Here is a 26,682-nt window from a genome sequence, read left to right on the forward strand (position 1 = left end):
CAACCATACGCCGTTTACTGGTCGCCAATCGCGGCGAGATCGCGCGGCGCATCATGCGCACCGCCAGGCGCATGGGCATGCCAACGGTGGCGGTTTATTCCGATGCGGACAAAGAGGCTTTGCATGTGAAGGAAGCGGACAGTGCGGTGGCACTAGATGGCTCTCTGTCTGCTGACTCCTATCTGCGCATCGACAAGTTGCTGGCAGCTGCGAAGGCATCCGGCGCAGACGCGGTTCATCCGGGCTACGGTTTTTTGAGCGAGAACCCGGATTTTGCGCAAGCCGTGATCGACGCCGGCTTGATCTGGGTCGGTCCTCCACCTTCAGCGATTCGCGCCTTGGGCAACAAGGCCGGCGCCAAGGACATTGCGCTTCAAATGAAGGTGCCTTGCCTGCCTGGCTACCAAGGCGCAGACCAGTCTGATTTGCGCCTGATAACCGAGGCTGAGGCTATCGGTTATCCATTGATGGTCAAGGCCACGGCGGGCGGCGGCGGCCGGGGTATGCGACTGGTGATGGACGCCACGGGTTTGCAGACGGCACTTGACAGTGCTCGGTCAGAAGCCCTGTCGTCTTTCGGCAGCAGCGAGCTGCTGCTGGAGCGCGCACTGCTCCAACCCCGCCACGTTGAGGTGCAGGTGTTTGCTGATTCCCACGGCAATTACATCCATTTGGGGGAGCGTGATTGCTCGCTGCAGCGGCGCCACCAGAAATTGATTGAAGAGTCACCGAGTCCGGCTGTCAGTGCTGACTTGCGCAAACGCATGGGCGACTGCGCAGTGGCCCTGGCAAAGGCCGCTGGGTACGTGGGTGCGGGAACCGTCGAATTTCTTCTGGACGAAACCGGCGACTTCTTTTTGATGGAGATGAATACGCGATTGCAGGTTGAACACCCGGTGACTGAGGCTGTGACAGGTCTGGATCTGGTCGAGTGGCAGTTGCGGGTAGCGCAGGGGGAAGTGTTGCCGCTGAGTCAGGATAACGTGGTCTTTCGCGGCCACGCGGTTGAGGTGCGCCTATGCGCTGAAGACGACGACTTTTCGCCCCACGCCGGGCGGGTGCTGCACTTTTCCGAACCGCTGCACGCGCGCTTCGACCATGCGATTTATGCGGGGCAAGAGGTCACACCGTTTTACGATTCCATGCTCGGAAAATTGATCGTGCACGCTTCCACCCGGGGCGAAGCTGTTGAACAGATGTTGACCGCGCTGGCCGGTACGCAGGTGTTGGGCCTGCCGACAAACCGCGCATTGCTGGCCACTTGTCTGGACCATCCAGTTTTTCGTGATGGTAGTGCCCTGATTCCCTTTTTGGCCGTGCACGGTGGCGAGATCCGTGCGTCGGTGAAAGAGCGGCAAGTACACGTACTGCTGCCTGCTTCTCTCGCGGCACACTTTGGAAACGGCGCTGGTGCCGCGGTGAGCTTGCCCGCGCCTTTTACCCGGGCGGTGCGCGTCGAGCATGACGGTCAGGTGCATGCCTTGAGGGTGACAGAAACAGGCGGAGGCTTGCTGGATGTCCTGTTTGACGCTCAGGAACATTCCGCCAGTTGCCAGCGTCTGGCCGATGCCCAGGTAATGGTCTGTGTTGATGGAGTTCGTCATCTGGTGCAGGGTGTCCAGGTCGGCCGCGGGACCTGGCATGTGCAAACTGGCATAACGGATTTGCGCTTGAGTGACGTCAGCCTCAAACCACCCGCGGGCACAGCATCGGGCGGCAAGGCACTGGACCTCAGGGCGCCGTTTAATGGCAAACTGATTGCGCTAAAAGCAGATGTCGGCGGGACGGTCCGGCGCGGTGACAGCTTGCTGGTGATCGAGTCCATGAAACTGGAGCACGCCATTTGCGCAACGCATGACGCCGTTGTGGCCGGCATCTCCGTTGAGCTCGGGCAACAGGTTGCGACCGGCCAGGTTTTGCTGAGGTTTGAGCCATGAATGATCACACGCACGAGCCAACAGAGGATCCTGGCCTGGCAGCCGATATCTACACGACCGTTAAGCGCTTTGCTTTGAGCGAAATCGCTCCTCATGTCGAAAAGTGGGATGAAGCAGGGGAGTTTCCGCTGGCACTTTATGGCCGTGCGGCTGAACTGGGTTTGCTCGGCCTGGGCTATCCGGAGGCACTGGGTGGTGCGCCTGCGTCGTGGCGGTTACGCATTGCCATGACGCTGGCCTTGTGCCGTTATGGCGGCAGCGGCGGCGTGATGGCCAGCCTCTTCTCGCACAACATCGCCCTGCCCCCGGTACTGGCCTCTGGATCCGCGGCGCTACAGCAGGCCGTGGTGACGCCCGTGCTGCGCGGCGAAAAAATTGCCGCGCTGGCAATCACCGAGTCGGGCGGGGGTTCGGACGTGGCTGCCCTGCGCACCACCGCACGACGCGAGGGTGATGACTACGTGATCGATGGCGAAAAGGTGTTTATCACGTCTGGCATGCGCGCCGATTTCATCACGGTTGCTGTGCGCACGGGTGAGGCTGGCACCAAAGGTTCTGGCGGTATCTCCATGCTGGTTGTGCGAGGTGACAGCGCAGGACTGACCCGGAGCCCTTTGAAAAAGATGGGCTGGTGGTGCTCCGACACAGCGCAGCTGCGGTTTGACGGCGTGCGCGTGCCAGCAAGCCATTTGCTGGGTGAAGAGGGCGCCGGGTTCAGAATCATCATGGGCAATTTCAACGGGGAACGTCTGGCGCTGGCAGCGGCGTCGCTGGGTTTTGCGCAGGCCTGTTACGACGAAGCAGCAGAATGGGCGCGCCAAAGAAAAACGTTTGGCCGGGCATTGGTGGAGCACCAGGTGATTCGTCACAAACTGGTGGACATGCAGATGCGCATCGCTTCGACCCAGGCCTGGGTGGACGCAGTGGCTGACAGGGCTGACGCAGGGGATCAGGGATCTGACTGGATTGCGCATGTCTGCATGCTGAAGAACCACGCGACGCAAACCATGCAGTTTTGCGCGGATCAGGCCGTGCAAATCCTGGGCGGCATGGGTTTTATGCGCGGCACCAAAAGCGAACGTATTTACCGCGAGGTCAAGGTCATGATGATAGGCGGCGGTGCCGAGGAAATCATGAAAGACCTGGCTGCACGACAATTGGGCCTATGACCAAATCATCGCAAACGGGAGCAGCGCTGCCTGTCGAATTTGAACCCGAGTTCATCGCCGGACTGAAGCTGGTCTTCGAAGAGAAAATATCCTTCAACAAGGTTCTTGGTTTAACCATCACTTCGCTCAAGCCCGATCGCGTGACGGCACGCATCGCCATGGCGGAACATTTGATAGGCCACTACGCCCACAACCGCATCCACGGCGGGGTGATCAGCGCCGGGCTCGACGCCATGGGCGGTCTCGCCGTGATGGCCGCCATCGGCGCGCGCCACATGGACGACACCATCGAGCAACGTCTGCACCGTTTCGGGAAACTCGGAACCATTGACCTCCGCGTGGACTATTTACGTCCCGGAATAGGTACGCATTTCGAGTTGCGCGCCGAGGTCATGCGCCTGGGGTCGCGGGTAGCCAGCACACGCATGGAGTTTGTAGGAGCAGACGGCAAGCTGCTCTCAACCGGGGCGGGTGCGTACATCGTGTCATGAAAAAAGCCACCCGCAGGTGGCTTCTCTTGGCAAGCGCCAGGCAGGCGCTTATTTCATGTAATCAGACACCGGCTTCCATTTGCCGTCGGTGATCTGTGACAGACGTGACACATCACTGCCCAGGCGCTTGGTAGGCGAGAAAGTCTGCGGCGCGCTGCCGAAAATATCCGGTGGGATGGTGGTGGTATCCATCACCTTGATGAAACTTTGCGTGTTCAGGTTATTGCCGGTCTTCTGTGCCACCTTGGCAAAGGCATCAATGATGCTGTAGCCGTAAACCGAGAACACGGTTGGGTCTTCATTGAATTTGGTCTTGTACTTGTTGGCCCAAAAGCGCAGAGGTTGTGAAGCTTCATCAAGGTAGGGGTTCTGCACCGTCATGGCGGCGTACAGTCCGTCCATCGCCTTGCCGCCCAGCTTGTGGATCAGATCGGTATAAGCGGCGCTGGAGCCTAGGAACACTGGGTTGAAACCAGTTTTACGCGATTCCCCGATAGCGCCTATGGTTTCGCGGATGATGGTTCCCAGGATCACCATCTCGCAGCCAGACGATTTCATTTTGGCGACTTGCGAAGAAAAATCAGTGGCGCCGCGCTTATACGTTGTCTTCTCGGCGAACTCCATACCAATTGATTTCAGACCGGCCTCACCACCCCGCATGACCTCCAGGCCGAACTCGTCGTCCTGATACATGGTGCAAACCTTTTTCAGGTTTTTTTCCTTGACCAGTTTTGGCGTTGCGTTGCGCATCTGGTCAAAGTAAGTGGCGGCGTATGAATATTTGAGCTTGTGAAAAGGCTCGTACATTTCGCGCGCGGCGGTGATCGGAAAGAAGTTGATCACGTTTTTGTCAAACTGCACCGGCATGGCGGCCAGGTTTTGCGCCGTGCCGATGTGTCCCACCATCATGAAAATCTTGTCCTGGTTGACCAGTTTCTGCGCGGCAAGCACAGCTTTTTTCGGATCATAAGCGGAGTCTTCCACAATGATTTTCAGCTTGCGGCCGTTGATGCCGCCTTGCTCGTTGATCTCGTCAACGCGCAGCAGCATGCCCAGACGGGCCTGTTTGCCAAAGCCGGCAATCGGGCCCGACAGATCCTGAATTGAGCCCAGCTTAATTTCGGTTTTGCTCACGCCCTGCTGGGCGCTTGCATGACCAGCGCTGAGCGCGAGTGCGGCAAGTGCCACGGTGAATTTAAAACTCATGGATGTCTCCTGTAGAACGAATGGGTTTGCACCAAGTATTCTTAACGTTCGCCCGCCGGTGTCAAGCTGGCGTATTCACTAACGAGTGTGTAAAGGTCTGGCAAAGGTGCGAAAAAAAAGACCGCTCCAGTGCGGTCTTTTTCTCGCGTAGCCCGCACGAGCATCAGGGTTGCACCTGATGCTGCGGACGAAGGTCAATGGTCTTAATTCTTGAATTGATCAGCCGACATCTTGAAGCTTCCGTCTTTTTGCTGCACCACGCGCAGACCATTGAACGCAACATACTCGGACACCACTTTCCAGCGGCCGTCCTGAATCTGCGAAAGCCGGGAAAAGTTGTTGCCCAGGCGCTTGGTTGGGCTGAACGTTGCCTCAGCAGTGCCAAACATGTCACGCGGGACCACCATGGTGTCCATGGCTTTGATAAAACTCTCGGTCGTCAGGTCGCTACCCGCTTTTTGGGCTCCGCGAAGGAAGGCGTCGATGGCTGCGTAGCCATACACGGAGAACACGGTCGGATCTTCGTTGAACTTGGTCTTGTATTTGTTGGCCCAATGGCGAACGGGCTGCTCAGCGGCGTCGAGGTACGGGTGCTGGGAGGTCATGGTTGCAAACAGACCGTCCATAGCCTTACCGCCCAATTTGTGAATCAGGTCAGTGTAGGCAGCGCTGGAACCCAGGAACAAGGGGTTGAAGCCGGTTTTGCGCGACTCGCCGATCGTGCCAATGGTTTCCCGAATAATGGTTCCGAGGACCACCATCTCGCAGCCCGAAGCCTTCATCTTGGCAACCTGGGATGAAAAGTCAGTGGCGTTGCGCTTGAAGGAAGTTTTCTCTACAAACTCCAAGCCTATGGTCTTGAGTCCCACCTCGGCACCACGAAGCACTTCCAGCCCGAATTCGTCGTCTTGGTAAATGATGCAGGCATTTTTGATGTTTCTGTCTTTCGCCAGTTTGGGCGCGGCAATGCGGATCTGGTCGTAGTACGTTGCTGCGAAGGCGTACTTGAGCTTGTGAAAAGGCTCGTACATCTCGCGTGCTGCCGTGATCGGGAAGAAGTTGATCACATTCTTTTCAAACTGGACAGGCATCGCGGCCAGATTTTGCGCGGTACCGATGTGGCCCACCATCATGAAAATCTTGTCCTGGTTAACCAGCTTTTGAGCGGCCAGGATCGCTTTCCTCGGGTCGTAACCGGAGTCTTCAACCAGCAGTTTGACTTTGCGGCCGTTGACGCCGCTCTGCTCGTTGAGTTCATCGACGCGCATCTGCATGCCGGAGCGAATCTGTTTGCCAAAACCGGCAACCGGCCCAGACAAATCCTGGATTGAGCCCAGGGTGATTTCGGTTTTGGTCACGCCCTGCGTTTGGGCGAAAGACAAGGTGGCGCCCAGGGTCAGGGCAACCACAACAGCTGTTGATTTGAATTTCATAAGGGTATTTCTGTGACGAGGGTTGAAGAAGAGATGCGAAAGACTAGCGGTACATGGCCTCGATCTGAGGCGCGTATTTTTGCTGCACGAGCTTGCGTTTAAGCTTCATCGTTGGCGTGAGCTCTTCATCCTCAGCGGATAGCTGGGTGTCAAGCAGGAAAAATTTCTTGATTTGCTCAACGCGTGCAAACTTTTTGTTCACACGGTCTATCTCGGTCTGGATCAGCTCTTGCACTTGCGGCGCTTTGGTCAGGCTCGCATAGTTGCTGAACGGTATGTCACTGTCCTGTGCAAACTTCTCCACGTTTTCCTGGTCAATCATGATGATGACCGTGAGATAGGCTTTTTTGTCGCCAATCACCACCGCATCGGTGATGTAGGGCGAAAACTTGAGTTCGTTTTCCAGCTCGCTCGGCGTGATGTTTTTGCCACCAGCGGTGATGATGATGTCGTTCATGCGGTCGGTGATGCGAAAAAACCCTTCCTCATCCATCACGCCAACGTCGCCCGTATGCAACCATCCGTCCGCGTCAATGGTTTCCCGGGTTTTTTCAGGCAGGTTCAGATAACCCATGAACACGTTGGGCCCACGCACCAAAATTTCGCCGGTGGCTGGGTCCAGCCTGACTTCGTTAAAGCCCGCAGCCGGGCCGATGGAGCCGGGTTTCATGCGGGTTGCGGGCACGCCGGTTGAAGCGCCGCAGGTTTCGGTCATGCCCCAGACTTCGAGCATGGGGACCCCGAGTGACATGTACCACTTGACCAGTTCCGGCGAGATGGGCGCGGCGCCAGTCACGCAGAAGCGGGCTCTGTGGATGCCAATCAACTTGCGCGCATTGTCCAGCGCGATCCAGCGCGCAATCGTGAACTTGAGTTTCAGCACGCCGCTCACCGACTTTCCGGCCATGACCAGGTCAGCAATCTCACTGCCAACCCCAATGCCCCATGCGTAGGCAGCTTGTTGGAGGCGGCTGGCTTCCTTAAGCGAGATCATCACGCCCGAGTAAAACTTTTCCCAGACCCGGGGTACCGCAGTAAAAACAGTGGGCGCGATTTCCCGCACATTTTCCGGGATGGTCTCGGGGTTTTCGACAAAATTGAGTCTGGCACCGGTGTACAGCGCGAAATACTCACCACCCATGCGCTCGGCAATGTGGCACAGCGGCAGAAAACACATGCGCTCATCGTTTTCGTCCTGAGCCACCAGTGTGTTGTAACCGCGCGCGGTAAAGACCAGGCCCTTGTGGTTGTGCATGGCGCCTTTGGGCTTGCCGGTTGTGCCTGATGTGTAGACCAGGATAGCCAGGTCTTCAGGACGGCAAGCTTTGACACGCGCTTCAACCGCATCGGGATGCTTGGCCAGATGGTCGCGGCCCAAAGCTCGCAAAGCAGCAAGGCTGATGACATCCGGGTCATTCAGATCGCGCAGGCCTTCCATGTCAATGACCACAATTTTGCGGAGGCCGGGTAGTTGACTGCGCACTTCAAGCGCTTTGTCGAGCTGCTCATCGTCTTCTACAAACAGCACGGTGGTGCGCGAGTCTGTGCAGAGGTACTGCACTTGAGACGCCGCGTCGGTGGGATAAATCCCATTGGCAACACCGCCGCAACTGAGCACGGCCAGATCGGCCAGCACCCATTCGATCACGGTGTTGGAGAGAATGGAGGCGCACTCGCCCGGTGCAAAGCCCAGACCGATCAGCCCGGCGGAAATTTCCCGCACCGCCTCACCTGTCTGGTTCCAGCTCCAGCTGCGCCAGATGCCCAGTTTTTTCTGCCGCATCCAGACCTTGTCCTGACGTTGCTTGACGCCGTTCCAGAACAAGGCGGGAATGGTTTCACCTTCGAGCACCACGCGGGTTTCAGGCTGGATGTGGGAAAGATCCCAAAGATTGCTCATACGTTTCTCCACAGGGCTGTCATCCCGGACTTGATCCGGGATCCATGCCGCGCGTGCAAATGTGGTTCAGGGGACGTGGATTGCGGATTCAGTCCGCAATGACACAGGCAGGAAAATTCAGCTCGTGGGTACATGATCACCGCCAATTTTTCTTCTTCTTCCAGCGACGCTCGCTGCGCACACCGTCTTCTTTCATGCCGAGGTAGAACTCCTTGATGTCGTCCTTCTCGCGCAGACGGGCGCAGGTGTCTTCCATCACGATGCGGCCGGTCTCCAGTACATAACCGTAGTCGGAGGCATTCAGCGCCATGTTGGCGTTTTGCTCGACCAGCAGAATGGTGGTGCCGCGCTCGCGGTTGATGCGCACCACAATCTCGAAGATCTCCTTGGTCAGCTTGGGCGAAAGGCCCAGGCTGGGTTCGTCCAGCAGAATCAGGTCGGGCGAGGCCATCAGCGCGCGGGAGATCGACAACATCTGTTGCTGACCGCCCGACAGCAGGCCGGCATCCTGCAGCGCACGCTCGCGAAGGATGGGGAAGTAGCCATACACGGCCTCGATGTCGCGTGCGACACCGTCGCGGTCCTTGCGGGTGTAAGCGCCCATCAGGAGGTTATCGCGCACGCTCAGCAACGGGAATACTTCGCGCCCCTCTGGCACATGACTCAGCCCTTGTTGCACGATGTAAGCCGGGTCCTGCGCAGTGATGTTGCCGCCCTTGAACTCGATCGAGCCCTTGCGCGGGTCAATGATCCCGGAAATGGTTTTGAGAATGGTGGATTTGCCTGCACCGTTGGAGCCCAACACGGTGGCGATTTCTCCGCGCCGCACTTGCAGGCTGACGCCGCGTATGGCCTTGATGGGGCCATACGAGCTTTCAACATTCAGCAGCTTGAGCACAGGCTGATCACTGACAGGAGGTGGCAAGGCGCTCATGCTGCTTTCCTCCGCAGGGATGACACATCGTCAATGGAGCCGAGGTAGGCTTCGATCACGCCGGGGTCGTTTTGCACTTCACGTGGTGTGCCCATGGCCAGCACTTCGCCCTGGTTCATGGCCAGCACGCGGTCCGACACCTTAGAGACCAGGGTCATGTCGTGTTCGACCATCAGCACGGTGATTCCCAATTCATTCTTGATGTCCTGAATCCAGAAGGCCATGTCGCCGGTTTCTTCAACGTTGAGGCCGGATGAGGGTTCATCCAGCAGCAGCAGTTTGGGCTCGGTGCACAGGGCCCGTGCCAGCTCCACCACCTTGCGGACACCGTAGGGCAGGCCGGCGACGTAAGAGTCGCGGTAGTGCTGAAGGTCCAGAAAGTCGATGATTTGCTCGGCTTTTTCACGCGCCTGCAACTCCGCATCGCGGGTCTTTTTGGTAAAGAAGATTTCGCTCCACAGTCCGGTTTTGCGGTGTGTGTGCCGCCCGATCAGCAGGTTGTGCAACACCGTTGCATGTTCAAACAGTTCAATGTTTTGAAAAGTGCGTGCAATGCCCAGCGATGCGATCTGGTGTGGCTGCTGATCGGTCAGCTTGGCGCCCATGTAGTCAATCTCGCCGGTGGTGGGCGTGTAGATGCGACTGATGAGGTTAAAGACCGTGGTCTTGCCGGCGCCGTTCGGGCCTATCAGGGTGAAGACTTCGCCCTGCTTGACGTCGAAGCTGACATTGTTGACGGCCAGCACACCGCCAAAGCGGACGCTGAGATTTCTTGCGGAGAGGATGATTTCACTCATTTCAGGCGCTCTGATTTCTGGAAGGACTTTTGACGCTTGAACATGCCTTTTCGGTAGAACGGAAAGGTCTGCAGATAGGTCCGCACTTTCAGCCAGCGGCCATACAGACCCAGCGGTTCAAACAAGACAAAAGCGATCAGCACCATGCCGTAGACCACGCCCTGCAAACCTGGCGCCTGGCCGATGGCGGCGGGCAAATAGTCTTTGGTCAACGCAATGGCTTGCGGCATCGAAATCAAAAAGATGGCTCCCAGGAAAGCGCCATGCACCGACCCGACACCGCCCACCACGATCAAGAGCAGCAGCTCAATCGATTGCAGGATGTTGAACTGATCCGGCGAGATGAACTGCAACTTGTGTGCATACAGTGCGCCGGCGATACCCGCCAGTGCAGCCGACAGCGCAAACGACATCGTTTTGTAGCGGGCCAGATGGATGCCCATGCTTTGCGCCGAAATCTCGGAATCGCGAATCGCGACAAAGGCCCGTCCGGTCGGAGAACGCAAAAGATTCAGGATGACCAGCGTCGAGCCGACGGTGAGCACCAGACAGAGGAAATAAAACTCTTCGCCGCTGCTGAGCTTCCAGCCAAAGATGTCGGGCGCCTTGATGTGGATGCCCGAGTTCCCGCCGGTGACGCTTTCCCAGCGGGCAAACACTTCTTCAACAATAAAACCAAACGACAGCGTGGCCATGCCGAGATAAATGCCCTTGACGCGCAGCGCCGGCAAACCGACTACCAGGCCGACCGCGGCGGATAAACCTGCTGCGCACGCCAGTGCAATCGGGAAGGGAACGCCGGCGTTGGTCATCACCGCCTGCGTGTAGGCGCCAACGCCGAGGAAGGCTGCATGGCCAAGTGAGAACAAACCCGTGAACCCGGCAAGCAGCATGAGTCCGAGGCCGGCGATCGAATAGATCATGATGAAAGTCAGCTGTGCCAGCCAATACTCGGCAAACAGCCAGGGGGCGGCGATCAGCAGGAGCAGGAGTGCGCCGTACCAGAACAAGTGTCCGCCGTGTTTGGCAAGATTGATGTCTTGCCCGTAGTCAGTTTTGAAAATGAATCTCATGATTTGTTATGCGTTCTGCAAAGGTGAGTGCGAACAATTTTCCGACGGGCCGCCCCTAGGAAACGAGCCCCGCTTTTTTGATGAAAGGGCAGCGTAGTACGCGAAGCGACAAGCGTGGGGGCCACATTCATACTTTTTTCCGCAATTTTTCGCCGAACAAGCCGCTTGGCTTGACCATCAGCATGATGAGAACCACCACGTAGGCAGCGATGTCCTTGATGCCGTCAGGCGCGTAAAAACCGGCCAGCGACTCGACGATGCCAATAACCAGGCCGCCCACGATGGCGCCGGGCAGGCTGCCGAAGCCGCCCACAACTGCTGCCGGGAAGGCCTTCAGGCCGATGAAACCCATGTTGGCGTGGACAAAGGTAATAGGTGCGAGGAGCAGCCCGGCGATGGCCGCGACGGCTGAGGCCAGACCCCACACAAGACCGTTGAGCCGCTTGACCGGGATGCCCATGTAGTAGGCGGCCAGCTGGTTTTGCGATGACGCCTGCATGGCGATGCCGAGCTTGCTGTATTTGAACAATGCAAACAGCACCAGGCATAACAAGGCCGTGCTGCCGATGACGGCCATCTGCTCCACATTGAGAACCAGGGCACCCACGTTCCAGATCTGGTCTTTGTAGGGCACGGGCAGGGTGTGGGTCTCGGTGCCAATGCCGGGGATCATGGTGATCAGTCCGCGTGCGGTGTAGCCCACGCCTATGGTCAGCATGACGATGGAAAAGGCCGGCTGACCGAGGATGGGCCGAATGACCAGCCGCTCCAGCAGCACGCCGAAGAGAGCCATGCCGATGATTGAGCTCACCACGGCAAGCCAGTACGGAAAGCCCAGCATGGTCATGCATGCCAGCCCGCCAAAGGCGCCCAGCATCATCAGCTCGCCCTGGGCGAAGCTGACGGTTTCCGTGGCTTTGTAGATGAGAACGAAACCCAGGGCAATAAGCCCGTAGATACAGCCTTGCGCTATGCCGCTGATGATTAATTGCAATACCTGCACTTTTGCTCCACAATCAATTTTCACAAAGCACATGCTTTGTGAAAATAATTAAATATTTGGGATGCGGGGAGCGCGGATTTTTGATCCGGTTTAACCCTGAGGTCCGGTTTGTGTAATCCAGACGGTGTAGATCATGAGCTGCATTCAATGAAAAAATCAATCCGGATTGGTGCCGGGTTGGGTTTCTACGGAGACGCGTGGGAACCGGTGCTTGCGAGCATCGAAAAAGGGGGTGTTCAGTACGTCGCCAGCGACCACCTTTCCGAGCTCACGCTGGCCATCTTGCAGAAGGATTTGCAACGCGATATTTCCCTCGGCTACGCTAGGGACGTGGTGCCCATGCTGGTCCATTTATGGCCGGCGATGAAGAGGCTGGGGGTGCGATTTATTTGCAACGCCGGGGGCCTCAATCCGGCGGGTGCCGCCGCTACAATCAAGGCCGCTTTTTTGGCAAAAGGCTGGCAGGCGCGCGTCGCCGTGGTGACAGAAAATGGCGTGTTGCCGCAACTCAAAATGCTGGCGCCGGCGCATATGTTTAACGGTGCGCCGTTCGATTCGGTCAGCGATCGCATGGTTTTTGCCAACGCCTATCTGGGTGCGCGGCCTATCGTGACGGCCCTGGAGCAGGGCGCCGATATTGTCATTACCGGGCGTGTGGCGGATGCCGCCTTGTTTCTTGGGCCGCTGGTGCATGAGTTCAAGTGGAACCTGGGGGACGGCGATAGCAGCGCCACGCCCACTGACCTCAACCGGCTCGCGCAGGGGCTTGCCGTGGGCCACCTGCTGGAATGCTCGGGCCAGGGCAGCGGCGGCAACTTCGGCAGCCTGCAGGCATGGAAGGCCATTCCGGATCTGGCGCATATTGGTTACCCGATTGCGGAAGTGGACGGGGATGGCACGGCACTGATCACCAAAGCCCCGGGTACCGGTGGGCGCCTCAACTTTGACACCGTGCGCCAGCAGTTGCTCTACGAAGTGCACAACCCGCATGCCTATTTATCTCCCGATGTGGTGCTGGACCTGTCTACCATCAAGCTGGAAGATCTGGGACAAGACCAGGTCCGCGTGACAGGTGCTACGGGCCATCCGCGTCCTGAGCAGCTCAAGGTGGTGGGCGGATACCGCGACGGATTCAAGGCGGAGGTTACCTGGGGCTTCAGCTGGCCCGATGCGTATGACAAGGCTCTGGCTGCAATCGGGATGGTCAAGACACAACTTGCCGACAAGGCTGTACCGCATGAAGCGCTGTTTGTCGAACTTCCGGGTCTCAACTCCGCCCACGGCGCACTGGCGCCCATGCCGGATGCGCAGGCGCTGGCTGATCTGAACGAGGTGTGGGTCCGCATGGTGCTGCGCACCAATGACAAAAAGGCCGCTGATGGTTTTGGCCGACTCTTCCCGTGGATGGGCTTGAGTGGCCCGGCCTACAGCTGCGGCTTTCACGGCTTGCACAACACCAGTGAACTATTGGGCATCTGGCCGGCCTTGATAGACAGAAGCGTTGTCGAATCACAGACGCAGGTAGAGATGGTGCAGACATGACGGCCCCCACCCAAAAAATCCAGCTGGCAAAACTCGCGCATGCGCGCAGTGGTGACAAGGCCGACTGGGTGGACTTTGGCGTGTTTGCCTGGAATGCAGCGGGTTACGCCGTACTGGCTCGTGAGGTCACAGCTGCGCGAGTGCAGGCGCACTTTGCGCCCTGGTTGCCGGGGCAGGTTGATTGCTGGTGCCTGCCCAACATCCTGGCTGTCAAGCTGGTGCTGCACGATGCACTGCAGGGTGGCGGCGCACGAAACCTTCGTCTGGATAACCTGGGCAAGTCCATGGCGGCCGCTTTGCTGCGCATGGAAATCAATGTCAGCGACGATGAGCTGGCGCAATGCCTGAATACGCCGCGAGTCGGCTGGTGGGGAGAGAACTCATGACAGTACATGTTGAAAAAGACGGCGATGTGACCGTGGTAACGCTGGACCGGGCCGATGTGCGCAACGCTGTGGACAGCGACCATGCGCGCGCCTTGTACGAAGCTTTCCTGGCGTTTGACGCCGATGACTCAGCTCGGGTCGCCGTGTTTCACGGCGCCAACGGTCATTTTTGCGCGGGCTGGGATTTGCAGGCCGGCGCCAGAATGCTGCGGGCCGCACCGGAGGGCCGGGCAGAGGTGTTTGCCGACCTTGACTTTCAGGCCACGGACAGCCAGCCGCCCGGACCGATGGGGCCGTCCCGCTTGCATATGTCCAAACCTGTGATCGCTGCCATCAGTGGTGCGGCCGTAGCGGGCGGTATGGAGCTGGCGTTGTGGTGTGACATGCGGGTGATGGACGAGGATGCCTACTTTGGCGTGTACTGCCGGCGCTTTGGCGTGCCGCTGATCGATGGCGGCACGGTGCGCCTGCCGCGACTGATCGGGATGGGGCACGCGATGGACCTGATCCTCACGGGCCGCAGAGTTGAAGCCGCTGAGGCGCTGCAGATGGGCCTGTGCAACCGGGTGGTTGCGAGCGGCTCGGCGCGCGACGCGGCAGTGGCACTGGCCCATCAGTTGGCGGCATTTCCGCAAATCACCATGCTGGCTGACCGGCAAAGCGCGTACACCCAATGGGATCTGCCCATGGCGCAGGCGCTCAAGCAGGAGTGGGACCGCGGCAAAGCCTGTCTGGATGAGGGATTGCGCGGCGCCACACGTTTTGCCGGCGGCCAGGGCCGCCACGGCGAGTTTTAGGAACAAAAATGGCCGCTGGCCCTTTTAGTGCCTGCGCTCTCAGCTATAAAAAATATAGCAACCCTCAAGCAGGACGTGGCAACGAGGAGGGCGGCACCGGCCGCGGCTGGCCGTTGTCGTCGATAGCCACATAGGTCAGGCTGGCTTCGGTGACCTTGATGTAGCGCCCCTGCGAGCGAAAGCGCTCGGCGTAGACCTCGACCTTGACTGTCATGGACGTCCGGCCCACCCGCGTCAATTCTGAAAAGAACGACAGGATGTCCCCGACCCGCACCGGCTGCTTGAAAATAAATTCATTGACCGCCACCGTGGCCATGCGCCCTTCGGCATAACGCGCCGGAATCACCGACCCGGCCAGGTCGACCTGCGCCATGACCCAGCCGCCAAAAATGTCGCCGTTGGCGTTGCAGTCGGCCGGCATCGGGATCACCTTGAGTACCAGCTCCTTGTCCAGAGGCAACTTCACGCTTAAGGGGTCTTGGGTGGCGCTGGGTGAAGTAGACATAAGGGCAATCAGGTAAAGAAGGTAAGGAGAATCAATAAAGGGGACAATTGTCTCCGATGCGCTCCTATGCCCCCGTCTCCTCCTCCCCTGTGGCGCCCGCCGCGCCCGGCTCCTCTCCCGAACCCAAGCTGAATCGCTCTGACTGGGCGACCCTGCAACGCCTGTTTCCCTATCTGTGGGAGTACAAGTGGCGGGTGGTGGCCGCGCTGGCCTTCATGGTGGGTGCCAAGGTGGCCAACGTCGGCGTGCCGCTGTTGCTTAAAAATCTCGTCGATGCCTTGAGCTTCAAACCCGGCGATGTGCAGGCCGTGCTGGTAGTGCCAGGGGCTCTGCTGCTGGGTTATGGATTGCTCAGGTTGTCCACCTCGCTGTTTACCGAGCTGCGCGAGCTGGTGTTTGCCAAGGCAACTGAAGGCGCGGCGCGCCGTATCTCGCTGGAGGTGTTTCGCCACCTGCACGCGCTGAGCCTGCGTTTTCATCTGGAGCGCCAGACTGGCGGCATGACGCGCGACATTGAGCGCGGCACGCGCGGCGTGCACTCGCTGATTTCGTATTCGCTGTACAGCATCATCCCCACACTGATTGAAGTTGCGCTGGTTTTGACGCTGCTCGCGGTCAAGTTTGATGTCTGGTTTGCCGGCATCACCATCATTGCGCTGGTGTTTTACATCACCTTCACCGTAACGGTGACCGAGTGGCGTACCAAGTTCCGCAAGGAAATGAACGAGCTGGATTCGTCGGCCCACAGCCGGGCGATTGACTCGCTTTTAAATTACGAAACCGTCAAATACTTCAACAACGAAGAGTTTGAAGCACAGCGTTATGACGAAAACCTGATTCGTTATCGGCGCGCCGCGGTCAAAAGCCAGACCACGCTGAGCATGCTCAACACCGGCCAACAACTCATCATTGCTGCCGGGCTGGTGGCCATGCTTTGGCGCGCCACGCAGGGTGTGGTTGATGGCCGCATGACACTGGGCGACCTGGTCATGGTCAATGCCTTCATGATCCAGCTCTATATCCCGCTGGGGTTTCTTGGCGTGCTTTATCGCGAGATCAAGCAAAGCCTGACCGACCTGGCCAAGATGTTCAACCTGATGGAAAAAGAGCGCGAAGTGGCTGACCAGCCTGGTGCCGCGACCATCAGCATCGCCACCTCGCCAGAAGTGCGTTATGACCATGTCAGCTTCGCCTATGACCCGGCACGCCCCATCCTGAAGGACATCAGCTTTGTGATTCCGCCCGGCAAGACGGTGGCGGTTGTGGGGTCATCGGGCTCGGGCAAGTCGACGCTGGCGCGTCTGCTCTTTCGCTTTTACGATGTGCAGCAAGGCCACATCACCATTGCCGGGCAAGACATCAAGCAGGTGACCCAGGCCAGCGTGCGGCAAGCCATCGGTATCGTGCCGCAGGACACAGTTCTGTTTAACGACACGGTGGAATACAACATCGCCTATGGTCAACCGGGCGCCAGCCGTGAGCAGGTTGAGGAAGCCGCACGGTCCGCGCGCATCCATGACTTCATCAGCTCAACCCCCACCGGCTACCAGACCATGGTCGGCGAGCGCGGGCTGAAACTTTCGGGAGGCGAAAAGCAGCGCGTGGCGATTGCCCGCACTTTGCTGAAAAACCCGCCCATCATGATTTTTGATGAGGCCACCTCGGCGCTTGATTCAGCCAACGAGCGCGCCATCCAGGCAGAGCTGCGCAGCATTGCTGAAAACAAGACCACGCTGGTCATCGCTCACCGACTGTCCACCGTGGTGGACGCGCATGAAATTCTTGTCATGGAAGCCGGACAGATCATCGAGCGCGGCACACACGCCGAGTTGCTGGCCCACGGCCAGCGTTACGCGGCCATGTGGGCCCTGCAGCAGAGTTCGGAGTGATTCTTCAAGCCTTTTAGGCTCTTTGCCCAGTAGTGGCGGGCGCTTCCAGCTACTATTTTTATAGCGGATTTTGTATTCAGAATGCATTTGGCGTTTGAACCTGCGGGATTCCCGTAGACCTGAATGCTTTTCCCACTCGCATAATAAAAGCATGGAAACCAAATGGCTGGAAGATTTCGTCAGTCTCGCTGAAACCCGCAGCTTCAGCCGCTCTGCAACCCTGCGTCACGTCACGCAGCCCGCCTTCTCAAGGCGCATTCAGGCGCTGGAGGCATGGGCCGGGACGGATCTCGTGGATCGCAGCTCCTACCCAACGCGCCTGACCCCAGCCGGTGAAACCTTGTACAGCCAGTCTCTGGAAATGCTGCAGAGTCTGCAGTCCACCCGCGCGATGTTGCGCGGGCACAATTCAGCCGGGCAGGACGTGATTGAGTTTGCAGTGCCGCACACGTTGGCCTTCACGTTTTTCCCCGCATGGGTCAGCAGCCTGCGTGAAAAGTTTGGCCCCATCAAAAGCCGCTTGATTGCGCTTAATGTTCATGACGCTGTGTTGCGACTGGTTGAAGGCAGTTGCGACTTGCTGATCGCCTATCACCACGACTCCCAGCCTTTTCAGCTTGACGCTGACCGCTACGAAATGGTCAGCCTGGGGCAGGAGGTGCTGTCGCCTTTTGTCAAAGCCGATGCGGATGGCGCGCCCCTGTTCAAGCTTCCTGGCCGCGCCGGGCAACCCTTGCCCTATCTGGGTTATGCGCCCGGAGCCTACCTCGGCCGGGTGGTCGATCTGATTCTCAAGGAATCGACAACCGCGATTCATCTGGACCGCGTTTACGAAACCGACATGGCAGAGGGCCTCAAAGCGATGGCTCTTGAAGGCCATGGGGTGGCGTTTTTGCCCTTCAGTGCTGTTAAAAAAGAGCTCAAGGCCAGGAAGCTGGTCAGCGCAGGCACGGGGCTGGAGATGACCATGGATGTGCGTGTCTACCGCGCGATTCCTACGAGCAAGGAAGCCGCAAAAAATCCCGTGCAGGCACTCTGGCAGTTTCTTGAAAGCCAGCGACAGGTCAAGCCCGCCTCCAAAACACGACTCAGTAGCAACCCTTAGTGGTTATAAGCAAAACGCATAATGCCGGCATCAATCAGCATTGGCTTTTCACGCGCCCTAAATCTACAGTCCGTCACGTTCTGCAAACGATCAAGTGGCCGCCAACCAGACGGGTCGCTCACGCGTTAAGACCTGGTTGGCATGAAGACTGCATGTACGGGTTCTCTACGCTGACATGCGCACTGTCTTGGTGACAGTGGGCGCCCTGCCAAAAGCAGGATCGGTGTCTTTTATCGATGTGCAGATCGGGGTAACGGCAGTGGGGTAAACCTTGGGGTTGGTCCTCGTAGTCGGTACTTAGAATGCATTTACATATTTCATTTAACCCGAAGGAAAATCCATGAAACTGAAATTAGCTGCACTGGCAGTCGCCGTCCTCGCATCGAGCGGCGCATTCGCGCAAGCCACTGATACCCTAGCCAAAGTCAAGGCTTCCGGCGTTGTGGTGATGGGTGTGCGGGATTCCTCCGGCGCTCTGTCCTACACCCTCGGCGAAGGCAAATACACCGGCTACCACGTCGAGATTTGCAACCGCGTGATTGCCAACCTCGAAAAAGCCGCTGGCCGCAAGCTCGAAATCAAATATCAGCCTGTGACCTCGCAAAACCGCATTCCTCTGGTCCAGAACGGCACCGTGGATATTGAGTGCGGCTCTACCACCAACAACGCCACGCGCCAAAAAGACGTCGCTTTCCTGCCCACCACTTTTGTTGAAGAAGTGCGCATTGCTGTGAAAGCCAATTCGGGCATCACATCCATTGCCCAGCTCAACGGCAAAAACGTGGCCACCACCACGGGTACAACTTCCGTTCAAACCCTGCGTAAAAACGAGCGTGCTACTGGCGTTGACTTCAAGGAAGTTTTCGGCAAGGACCACTCCGACAGCTTCCTGCTGCTCGAGTCGGGCCGCGCTGACGCATTCGTGATGGACGGATCCATCCTGGCCGGTAACATTGCCACCGCAAAAACTCCAGCTGATTTCAGAATCGTCGGTGAAGTTCTTAGCGTCGAGCCGATTGCCATCATGATTCGCAAGGATGACCCTTTGCTCAAGAAACTGGGCTCGGACACGGTTGCTGACATGATCAAGTCGGGCGATATGGCCAAACTGTGGGACAAGTGGTTTATGCAGCCTATCCCACCGAAAAACACACGCGTTGGACTGGCTGTCAGCGAGAGCACCAAAGCTGCATGGGCAACGCCCAATGACAAGCCAATGGAAGACTACGCCAAGAAGTAAATCCGGCTTCTGAGCGCCTTGCCAGATACAAACCCCGCCCCTGAGTTTTAACGGCGGGGTTTGTCATTTGCCAAGACCGCATTGCGTAAACTTCAATAACAAAAGGCTGGAGCTGCCATGACTTGGGACTGGAAAGTTTTTTTAAACGACGACGGCAGTGGGCGTACCTACCTGCAGTGGATGTTTGATGCGTGGGGCTGGACGCTTGCCGTCGCCGGCGCGTCGTGGGTTGTTGCCATGGGGGTTGGTTTGCTGGTCGGCGTTGTTCGCACACTGCCCAACAGCCCCTGGCTGGTTCGTCTTTCCAATGCCTGGGTAGAGTTGTTTCGCAACATTCCCTTGCTGGTCCAGATTTTCATTTGGTACTTCGTGGTGCCAAAAATGTTTCCGCCACTGAAAGAACTGCCAAGTTTCATTCTCGTGGTGTTTGCGCTGGGGTTTTTCACGTCCGCGCGTATTGCTGAGCAGGTCCGGGCAGGTGTGCAAGCTTTGCCGCGCGGCCAGCGTTACGCGGGTATGGCCATGGGTTTCACCACAGCCCAAACCTATCGCTACGTGATCCTGCCAATGGCCTTGCGCATCATTGTTCCGCCGCTGACCAGCGAGTCGATGAATTTGCTGAAAAATTCGTCCGTTGCCTTTGCCGTGTCGATTGCCGAACTCACCATGTTCGCCATGCAGGCGCAGGAAGAAACGTCACGTGGCATTGAAATTTATCTCGCAGTGACTGCGCTGTATGCCGTTTCCGCGTTTGCGATCAACCGGGTGTTCGCCTTCATTGAAAAGAGAGTCCAGATTCCGGGCTACATCGTGGCCGGTACGGCTGGCGGGGGTCACTGACATGTTTGGACTCGACCTTACCTTCCTCAACTGGGACATCATTTCCAAGTTTGTCATCAAGGGCTTTTGGTTCAGCATTCAGCTGACAATCGTTGCCACCATTGGCGGCATTATTTTTGGGACCATCCTGGCCCTGATGCGCCTGTCGGGCAAAAAAATCCTGATGGTTCCTGCCACGATTTATGTCAACGGCATGCGGTCCGTACCGCTGGTGATGGTGATTCTCTGGTTCTTCCTGCTGGTTCCAGCGGGTTTCTACGCCGCGATTCCTGGCGGCAGCAACTACCGGGCAGAAATCTCGGCCATCATCACTTTTGTGGCTTTTGAGGCTGCCTATTTCAGCGAGATCATGCGGGCGGGCATTCAGTCCATCTCGCGCGGTCAAGTCAATGCCGGGCGCGCGCTGGGCATGACGTATTCGCAGAACATGAAGCTGATTATTTTGCCGCAGGCTTTCCGCAACATGGTGCCGATTCTGCTGACGCAGACCATCATCCTGTTCCAGGACACCTCGCTGGTGTACGCCATTGGCGCGTATGACATGCTCAAGGGCTTCAGTACTGCAGGGAAGATTTACGGTCGCCCTGAAGAGGCTTACCTCCTGGCTGCCGTGGTGTACTTCGCCATGTGCTTTGGTTTGTCCTATATGGTCAAGCGCCTGCAGAACAAGATTGCCATCATTCGATAAGCGTCCCTTTGATGGGATGCCAAGTTAATACAGATCAAGAGAAGACTGGAGAGCAAGATGATTGAGATGAAAGAAGTTTCCAAGTGGTACGGCACGGTTCAGGTGCTGAACAACTGCACGACCAAGATCAAAAAGGGTGAGGTCGTCGTGGTGTGTGGACCATCGGGCTCGGGCAAATCAACGCTGATCAAAGTCATCAACGCGCTGGAGCCTTTCCAGAAAGGCGAAATTTTTGTGGATGGCCAGGCTGTTCATAATCCCACGACCGACTTGCCCAAGCTGCGCTCCAGGGTGGGCATGGTGTTCCAGAACTTTGAGCTTTTCCCGCACCTGAGCGTGACTGAAAACCTGACGCTGGCGCAGATCAAGGTGCTGGGGCGAAACCAGACGGACGCGAAAGCCCACGGTCTTAAATACCTGGACCGCGTGGGCTTGATGTTGCACAAGGACAAGTTTCCCGGTCAGCTGTCCGGCGGTCAACAGCAGCGTGTGGCGATTGCCCGCGCGCTGAGCATGGACCCGATTGCCATGTTGTTCGACGAGCCAACTTCCGCGCTGGACCCCGAGATGGTCGGCGAGGTGCTGGACTGCATGATGGGCCTTGCCACCGACGGCATGACCATGATGGTGGTGACGCACGAAATGGGATTTGCCAAAAAGGTCGGCAGCCGCGTCATCTTCATGGACGTGGGCGGCAAGATTCTGGAAGACTGCACCAAGGATGAGTTCTTCCTGCACCCGGAAAACCGGCAGGCGCGGACCAAGGACTTTCTTAACAAAATCCTGGCACATTAAGCCTCTGGGCATCGTTACTCAAAGCACCTTCGGGTGCTTTTTGTTTTTGGGACAATGCGGGATGACTGAAATAACCATCACCCGCCCCGATGACTGGCACCTGCATGTTCGCGACGGAGACGCCCTGCATACCGTGGTGCCGCACACGGCGGCGCAGTTTGGCCGCGCCATCATCATGCCCAACCTGCGTCCTCCGGTAACCACCGCCGCGCAGGCGGTGGCCTACCGACAGCGTATCCAGGCCGCCGTGCCCGTTGGCGTTGCTTTTGAGCCCCTGATGACGCTGTACCTCACCGACAACCTGCCGCCGGACGAAATCAAGCGGGCCAAAGATGCTGATGTGGTCGCCGCCAAGCTGTACCCGGCCGGCGCCACCACCAACAGCGACGCTGGTGTGACGGACCTGCGCAAGACCTACAAAACACTGGAGGCCATGCAGCGTGAAGGCCTTCTGCTGCTGGTGCATGGCGAGGTGACGTCGGCTGACATCGATCTCTTTGATCGCGAGGCGGTTTTTATTGATACCCAGCTCATTCCGCTGCGCCGTGATTTCCCTGAGCTCAAGATTGTTTTTGAGCACATCACCACCAAAGAGGCGGCGAACTATGTGGAGCAGGCAGATCGCTTCACCGGCGCAACGGTCACGGCCCATCACTTGCTGTACAACCGCAACGCCATTTTTACCGGGGGTGTCCGTCCTCACTATTACTGCCTGCCCGTGCTCAAGCGCGAAACCCACCGCCAGGCGCTGGTGCAAGCGGCCACCGGCGGCAACCGGCGCTTTTTCCTCGGCACGGACAGCGCGCCGCATCCGGCGCATCTGAAAGAACACGCCACGGGTTGCGCTGGCTGCTACACCGCGCATGCCGCGATGGAGCTGTATGCCGAGGCCTTCGATACGGCTGGCGCGCTGGACAAACTCGAAACCTTCGCCAGTTTCAACGGAGCTGATTTTTACGGTTTGCCGCGCAATACCGGCACCATCACGCTCAAGAAAGAAAACTGGACGCCGCCCGACAGCTTTGCGTTTGGCGAGGCCGCGTTGAAACCGCTGCGCTCCGGAGAGACGTTGCCCTGGAAGATGCTTGCTGCGTGACCCTGGTGGCTGCACGCGATGAAGCCTGATGCGGTCGCCGAACTCCCACCCATCGACTGGGAGCAGCCCTGGCTTACGGTGTGGCGAGAACCCGGGCAGCGCCTTGCAAGAGGCGCATCAACAGGGGCTGATCTCCATCAAGCGCTGAACACCGAGCCGTCCGCGCCGGTGCGGTTTGTGCCACAGAGCGCGTTGCCTGTAGCGACTGCCTACGAACAGTTCATTTTTGAAACTTCTACCGTCCCGACCCGTGACAACCTGCACGATTTTTTCAACGGGCTTTGCTGGATACGCTTTCCCCTGACCAAGACAAGGCTCAACCAGCTGCAAGCCGCCGAAATTGCGGCGGCTGGCATTGCGACTCTGCGCGGACCGGTGCGCGACGCCCTGACTGTGTTTGATGAAAATGCTGCCTTTCTGTCTGCGCCGCAGCCCTTGTGGGACGCACTCGTCGATCGGGACTGGTCGCGGCTATTCGTGGACTTGCGTCCGCTTTGGCGGCAGGCCGAGTTGGTTCTGTTTGGCCACGCCTTGCTTGAGAAGCTGGTTACTCCAAGAAAACCCATCACCGCCCACGTCTACCGGGCGCAGCCAGCTATGAATTCAATAGCGGAACTTGATGCGTGGGTTGCCCGTGACTTGTGCGCCGACAAGCTGGCCAACAAACCGTTCACACCGCTTCCGGTACTCGGGGTCCCCGGCTGGTGGCGGGAGAACGAGAACTTTTCCTTTTATGATGACTCCTTTGTATTCCGGCCACGCCGGTAGAAGTGCCAGAAGCGCCGGGCAAAAATTGCCGGTACCCGGAGGCTGACGAGCCTTGATTTGACTTGAAACCGCCCCATTTTCTGCAGGAGCCTGGCTGAAGCAGGACCTGTTTATTACCGACCTCTACGGAGCATCCATGAAACGTATTATTTTGTTTGTCCTGACCAACCTCGCTGTCGTGGTGGTATTGGGCATTGTTGCCAGCCTGCTGGGCGTGAACCGATACCTGACACCGCAGGGCCTGAATTTGGGCATGTTGCTTGGCTTTGCCGCGGTCATCGGTTTTGGCGGCGCCATCATTTCGCTCCTGATCAGCAAACCCGTTGCCAAGTGGAGCTCAGGCGTGCGTCTGATCAACGAGCCGCAAAATGCCGACGAGGCCTGGATTGTCCAGACCGTTCAGAAGCTGGCCACTACAGCCGGAATCGGCATGCCGGAAGTCGGTATTTTTGAAGGCGCTCCGAATGCCTTCGCAACGGGCGCGTTCAAGAATTCGGCATTGGTTGCGGTCTCTACCGGTTTGCTGCAAGGCATGACGCGTGAGGAAATTGAAGCCGTGCTGAGCCACGAGGTTGCCCACATTGCCAACGGCGACATGGTCACCATGACTTTGATTCAGGGCGTGATGAACACCTTTGTGGTGTTCCTGAGCCGGGTTATTGGTTACGCGGTGGACAGCTTCCTGCGCCGCGGCAGCAGCAGCAACTCTGGCCCCGGCATTGGTTATTACGTCAGCACCATCGTTCTGGACATCGTGCTCGGTTTCGCCGCAGCGATTGTGGTGGCCTGGTTCTCGCGCCACCGCGAGTTCCGTGCCGATGCAGGCGCGGCGCAACTGATGGGCAAGAAGCAACCCATGATCAACGCGCTGGCGCGCCTGGGCGGTATGGTGCCCGGCGAGTTGCCCAAAACAGTGCAGGCCCTGGGCATCACCGGTGGCATCGGCAAGCTGTTCAGCACCCACCCGCCGATTGAAGAGCGGATTGCAGCTTTGCAGAACGCACAGCCCGGCCAAGTTTGAGCTGACCCCGTCTTGCAACAGCCGCTGCGCCTGCAGCGGCTTTTTTTATGCGTGCCAGTTTCCTGAGGGCTGCTCTCCTTCGCCTGTCATTGCGGGCTTGACCCGCAATCCATGCTCGCACGACCAGAGATGGTTCATGGTGCATGGATCCCGGATCAAGTTTGGGATGACATGGTGAAGCTAGGCGGGTGACACGGATGAAGTGGACCCAGCGATGATGCTGAGTGCCACCGCCTCAGCCACTTCGATGCCGTCCACGCCTGCTGACAGAATGCCGCCCGCGTAGCTGGCACCTTCGCCTGCGGGGTACAGGCCCTTGACGTTCAGGCTCTGGAAATCCTCGCCGCGTGTAATGCGCAGCGGTGATGAGGTGCGGGTCTCGACCCCGGTCAAAACCGCGTCAAACATGTCAAACCCTTTGATCTTCTTTCCAAACGCTGGAAGCGCTTCACGCATGGCCGTGATGGCGTATTCGGGCAGGGCGCTGGCAAGGTCCGTCATCAACACGCCGGGCTTGTACGAAGGCTCCACGCTGCCTAGTTGGGTCGAGGCTTTGCCCGCGACGAAATCGCCCACCAGCTGCCCGGGCGCTGCGTAGGTTCCGCCTCCAAGCGTGAAAGCGTTGGACTCCAGCGCGCGCTGAAAAGCAATGCCGGCCAAAGGTCCTCCGGGGTAGTCGGCGGGGGTGATGCCGACCACGATGCCAGCGTTGGCATTGCGCTCGTTTCGCGAATACTGGCTCATGCCGTTGGTAACCACGCGACCTTCTTCGGAGGTGGCGGCAACCACGGTGCCGCCCGGACACATGCAAAAGCTATAGACCGATCGGCCGTTGGCCGCGTGGTGCACCAGTTTGTAGTCGGCAGCGCCCAGCAGGGGGTGGCCGGCGTGTTGTCCCAGACGCGCACGGTCGATCAGGCCCTGCGGGTGCTCGATGCGAAAGCCCACCGAGAAGGGCTTGGCCTCCATGTACACGCCGCGCTCATGCAGCATGGCAAAGGTGTCGCGGGCACTGTGGCCAGGCGCCATCACCACATGGTCGGCACGCATTTCGTAGCTGGTGCCGTCCGCCAGATTCTGCACGGTGAGGCCCCTGAGCTGACCGTTCTCAATGAGGACGTCAGAGAGCCGTTGTTCAAAGCGAATCTCGCCGCCCATGGCAATGATCTGCTCGCGCATGTGTTCAACCACCTTGACCAGCTTGAAAGTGCCGATATGTGGTTTGCTGACCAGCAAGATTTCTTCAGGCGCCCCCGCTTTGACAAACTCCGTCATGACCTTGCGGCCCAGAAAGCGCGGGTCCTTGATTTGGCTCCAGAGTTTGCCGTCCGAAAAGGTGCCGGCACCGCCTTCGCCAAACTGCACGTTCGATTCCGGATTGAGCACGCTTTTGCGCCACAGACCCCAGGTGTCCTTGGTGCGCTCGCGCACCTTCTTGCCGCGCTCCAGCACGATGGGCTTGAAACCCATTTGCGCCAGCAGAAGCGCCGCAAAAATGCCGCACGGGCCGAAGCCCACGACCACCGGCCGCAGTGCAGGCGCGGCGTCGGTCCGCGCCACCAGGTGGTAACTTTGGTCGGGGGCGGGGCGGATGTGAGGGTGGTCTTCGAACTGCTTGAGCAGTTTCGCTTCCAGCTCAGCGCTGGCGACCTCGACATCGGCGATGTAGACGAGCAGCAACTTCTGCTTGCGTGCGTCGTAGCTGCGTTTGTAGATGCTGTGCTGCAACAGCTCGGCGGGCGCGATGCCCAGCGTCTTGACAATCAGCGCGGGCAGCGCGTCTTCAGGGTGGTCAAGCGGCAGCTTGAGCTCGGTCAGGCGGATCATGGGCGTACCTCGTGGATCTGTATTTCGGATCTGTGAAGCATTTTAGCCTTCTGGCCCATATGTTGCGGGCGCAAGCAGCTATCAAATCAATAGCGAACGAATTGCCGGGATAATAGGCCCCGTGAAGCACGCCAGACTGCCGCTGGTGCAAGGGTGGAAACACCGCACTGGAGGAAGGTCCGGACTGCATAGGGCGGCGTAGCAGCTAACCGCTGTCCATCGTGAGGTGAGGATTAGAGC

At 58.3% G+C, this 26,682-nt stretch carries 24 protein-coding genes; 15 read left to right on the plus strand and 9 right to left on the minus strand.

Features of this window, described 5'->3' with window-relative positions:
* The first annotated feature begins 5 nt into the window (after positions 1-5).
* From VE934_RS05755 to VE934_RS05765, 3 genes are read left to right on the plus strand one after another with little or no spacing between them, the layout of a single operon-like run.
* Positions 6-1,937, plus strand: coding sequence for a biotin carboxylase N-terminal domain-containing protein (locus VE934_RS05755; RefSeq protein ID WP_414693818.1), 1,932 nt, complete (start codon positions 6-8; stop codon positions 1,935-1,937).
* Positions 1,934-3,106 (plus strand): acyl-CoA dehydrogenase family protein, encoded by a 1,173-nt coding sequence (locus VE934_RS05760; protein WP_324885228.1) that lies wholly within the window; start codon positions 1,934-1,936, stop codon positions 3,104-3,106. The genes VE934_RS05755 and VE934_RS05760 overlap by 4 nt, the downstream gene beginning before the upstream one ends.
* Positions 3,103-3,597: a thioesterase family protein gene (locus tag VE934_RS05765; RefSeq protein WP_324885230.1), complete on the plus strand. Its 495-nt coding sequence runs from the start codon at positions 3,103-3,105 to the stop codon at positions 3,595-3,597. The genes VE934_RS05760 and VE934_RS05765 overlap by 4 nt, the downstream gene beginning before the upstream one ends.
* A gap of 48 nt (positions 3,598-3,645) precedes the next feature.
* On the opposite strand, the gene VE934_RS05770 is transcribed toward VE934_RS05765, so the two are convergent.
* The 7 genes from VE934_RS05770 to VE934_RS05800 all read right to left on the minus strand — a co-directional run bounded on the left by VE934_RS05770 (position 3,646) and on the right by VE934_RS05800 (position 11,943).
* Positions 3,646-4,803: an ABC transporter substrate-binding protein gene (locus VE934_RS05770; protein WP_324885232.1), complete on the minus strand. Its 1,158-nt coding sequence runs from the start codon at positions 4,801-4,803 to the stop codon at positions 3,646-3,648.
* A 203-nt stretch (positions 4,804-5,006) separates the two neighbouring features.
* Entirely contained in the window at positions 5,007-6,236 is a 1,230-nt protein-coding gene (locus VE934_RS05775) for an ABC transporter substrate-binding protein (RefSeq protein WP_324885234.1), read from the minus strand.
* A gap of 43 nt (positions 6,237-6,279) precedes the next feature.
* Positions 6,280-8,136, minus strand: a complete 1,857-nt coding sequence (locus VE934_RS05780; protein ID WP_324885236.1) for a long-chain fatty acid--CoA ligase — start codon at positions 8,134-8,136, stop codon at positions 6,280-6,282.
* Between the two features lie 136 nt (positions 8,137-8,272).
* On the minus strand, positions 8,273-9,070 hold the full coding sequence (locus VE934_RS05785; protein WP_324885238.1) for an ABC transporter ATP-binding protein: 798 nt from the start codon (positions 9,068-9,070) through the stop codon (positions 8,273-8,275).
* Complete coding sequence (locus tag VE934_RS05790) at positions 9,067-9,867, minus strand: ABC transporter ATP-binding protein (protein ID WP_324885239.1); 801 nt, start codon at positions 9,865-9,867, stop codon at positions 9,067-9,069. Before VE934_RS05790 ends, VE934_RS05785 begins: the two co-directional genes overlap by 4 nt.
* Complete coding sequence (locus VE934_RS05795) at positions 9,864-10,940, minus strand: branched-chain amino acid ABC transporter permease (protein ID WP_324885241.1); 1,077 nt, start codon at positions 10,938-10,940, stop codon at positions 9,864-9,866. The genes VE934_RS05790 and VE934_RS05795 overlap by 4 nt, the downstream gene beginning before the upstream one ends.
* 127 nt (positions 10,941-11,067) lie before the next feature.
* The gene (locus VE934_RS05800) at positions 11,068-11,943 is read right to left on the minus strand and encodes a branched-chain amino acid ABC transporter permease (RefSeq protein ID WP_324885286.1); all 876 of its coding nucleotides are present in this window, start codon (positions 11,941-11,943) and stop codon (positions 11,068-11,070) included.
* 147 nt (positions 11,944-12,090) lie between these two features.
* On the opposite strand from VE934_RS05800, the gene VE934_RS05805 reads away from it, so the two are divergent.
* The 3 genes from VE934_RS05805 to VE934_RS05815 are packed head-to-tail and all read left to right on the plus strand — an operon-like array spanning position 12,091 to position 14,668.
* Complete coding sequence (locus tag VE934_RS05805; protein ID WP_324885243.1) at positions 12,091-13,485, plus strand: acyclic terpene utilization AtuA family protein; 1,395 nt, start codon at positions 12,091-12,093, stop codon at positions 13,483-13,485.
* Positions 13,482-13,871 carry an AtuA-related protein gene (locus VE934_RS05810; RefSeq protein ID WP_324885245.1) on the plus strand — a complete coding sequence of 130 codons (390 nt, stop codon included), beginning with the start codon at positions 13,482-13,484 and terminating at the stop codon, positions 13,869-13,871. The genes VE934_RS05805 and VE934_RS05810 overlap by 4 nt, the downstream gene beginning before the upstream one ends.
* Positions 13,868-14,668: a crotonase/enoyl-CoA hydratase family protein gene (locus VE934_RS05815; protein ID WP_324885247.1), complete on the plus strand. Its 801-nt coding sequence runs from the start codon at positions 13,868-13,870 to the stop codon at positions 14,666-14,668. The genes VE934_RS05810 and VE934_RS05815 overlap by 4 nt, the downstream gene beginning before the upstream one ends.
* A 64-nt stretch (positions 14,669-14,732) precedes the next feature.
* On the opposite strand, the gene VE934_RS05820 is transcribed toward VE934_RS05815, so the two are convergent.
* On the minus strand, positions 14,733-15,173 hold the full coding sequence (locus tag VE934_RS05820; RefSeq protein WP_324885249.1) for an acyl-CoA thioesterase: 441 nt from the start codon (positions 15,171-15,173) through the stop codon (positions 14,733-14,735).
* A gap of 56 nt (positions 15,174-15,229) precedes the next feature.
* On the opposite strand from VE934_RS05820, the gene VE934_RS05825 reads away from it, so the two are divergent.
* From VE934_RS05825 to htpX, 9 genes are all read left to right on the plus strand, one after another.
* Positions 15,230-17,062, plus strand: a complete 1,833-nt coding sequence (locus tag VE934_RS05825; protein WP_324885251.1) for an ABC transporter ATP-binding protein/permease — start codon at positions 15,230-15,232, stop codon at positions 17,060-17,062.
* A gap of 151 nt (positions 17,063-17,213) precedes the next feature.
* Positions 17,214-18,167 carry a LysR substrate-binding domain-containing protein gene (locus tag VE934_RS05830; protein ID WP_324885253.1) on the plus strand — a complete coding sequence of 318 codons (954 nt, stop codon included), beginning with the start codon at positions 17,214-17,216 and terminating at the stop codon, positions 18,165-18,167.
* Between the two features lie 340 nt (positions 18,168-18,507).
* Complete coding sequence (locus tag VE934_RS05835; protein ID WP_324885255.1) at positions 18,508-19,407, plus strand: transporter substrate-binding domain-containing protein; 900 nt, start codon at positions 18,508-18,510, stop codon at positions 19,405-19,407.
* A gap of 117 nt (positions 19,408-19,524) precedes the next feature.
* Positions 19,525-20,247, plus strand: coding sequence for an amino acid ABC transporter permease (locus VE934_RS05840; protein ID WP_324885257.1), 723 nt, complete (start codon positions 19,525-19,527; stop codon positions 20,245-20,247).
* A gap of 1 nt (position 20,248) precedes the next feature.
* Positions 20,249-20,935, plus strand: coding sequence for an amino acid ABC transporter permease (locus VE934_RS05845; RefSeq protein ID WP_324885259.1), 687 nt, complete (start codon positions 20,249-20,251; stop codon positions 20,933-20,935).
* A gap of 57 nt (positions 20,936-20,992) precedes the next feature.
* Complete coding sequence (locus VE934_RS05850) at positions 20,993-21,730, plus strand: amino acid ABC transporter ATP-binding protein (RefSeq protein ID WP_324885261.1); 738 nt, start codon at positions 20,993-20,995, stop codon at positions 21,728-21,730.
* 61 nt (positions 21,731-21,791) lie between these two features.
* Positions 21,792-22,826, plus strand: a complete 1,035-nt coding sequence (gene pyrC, locus VE934_RS05855) for a dihydroorotase (protein ID WP_324885263.1) — start codon at positions 21,792-21,794, stop codon at positions 22,824-22,826.
* A gap of 18 nt (positions 22,827-22,844) precedes the next feature.
* Complete coding sequence (locus VE934_RS05860; protein ID WP_324885265.1) at positions 22,845-23,594, plus strand: DUF3025 domain-containing protein; 750 nt, start codon at positions 22,845-22,847, stop codon at positions 23,592-23,594.
* A gap of 136 nt (positions 23,595-23,730) precedes the next feature.
* Positions 23,731-24,615: a protease HtpX gene (gene htpX / locus VE934_RS05865; protein WP_324885267.1), complete on the plus strand. Its 885-nt coding sequence runs from the start codon at positions 23,731-23,733 to the stop codon at positions 24,613-24,615.
* Between the two features lie 180 nt (positions 24,616-24,795).
* Here the strand turns inward: htpX and VE934_RS05870 are convergent, their stop codons facing one another.
* Positions 24,796-26,442: an NAD(P)/FAD-dependent oxidoreductase gene (locus VE934_RS05870; protein ID WP_324885269.1), complete on the minus strand. Its 1,647-nt coding sequence runs from the start codon at positions 26,440-26,442 to the stop codon at positions 24,796-24,798.
* Positions 26,443-26,682: the final 240 nt, after the last annotated feature.

This window comes from Polaromonas sp. (assembly GCF_035638815.1).
In the GTDB taxonomy this organism is placed as follows: domain Bacteria; phylum Pseudomonadota; class Gammaproteobacteria; order Burkholderiales; family Burkholderiaceae_C; genus Polaromonas.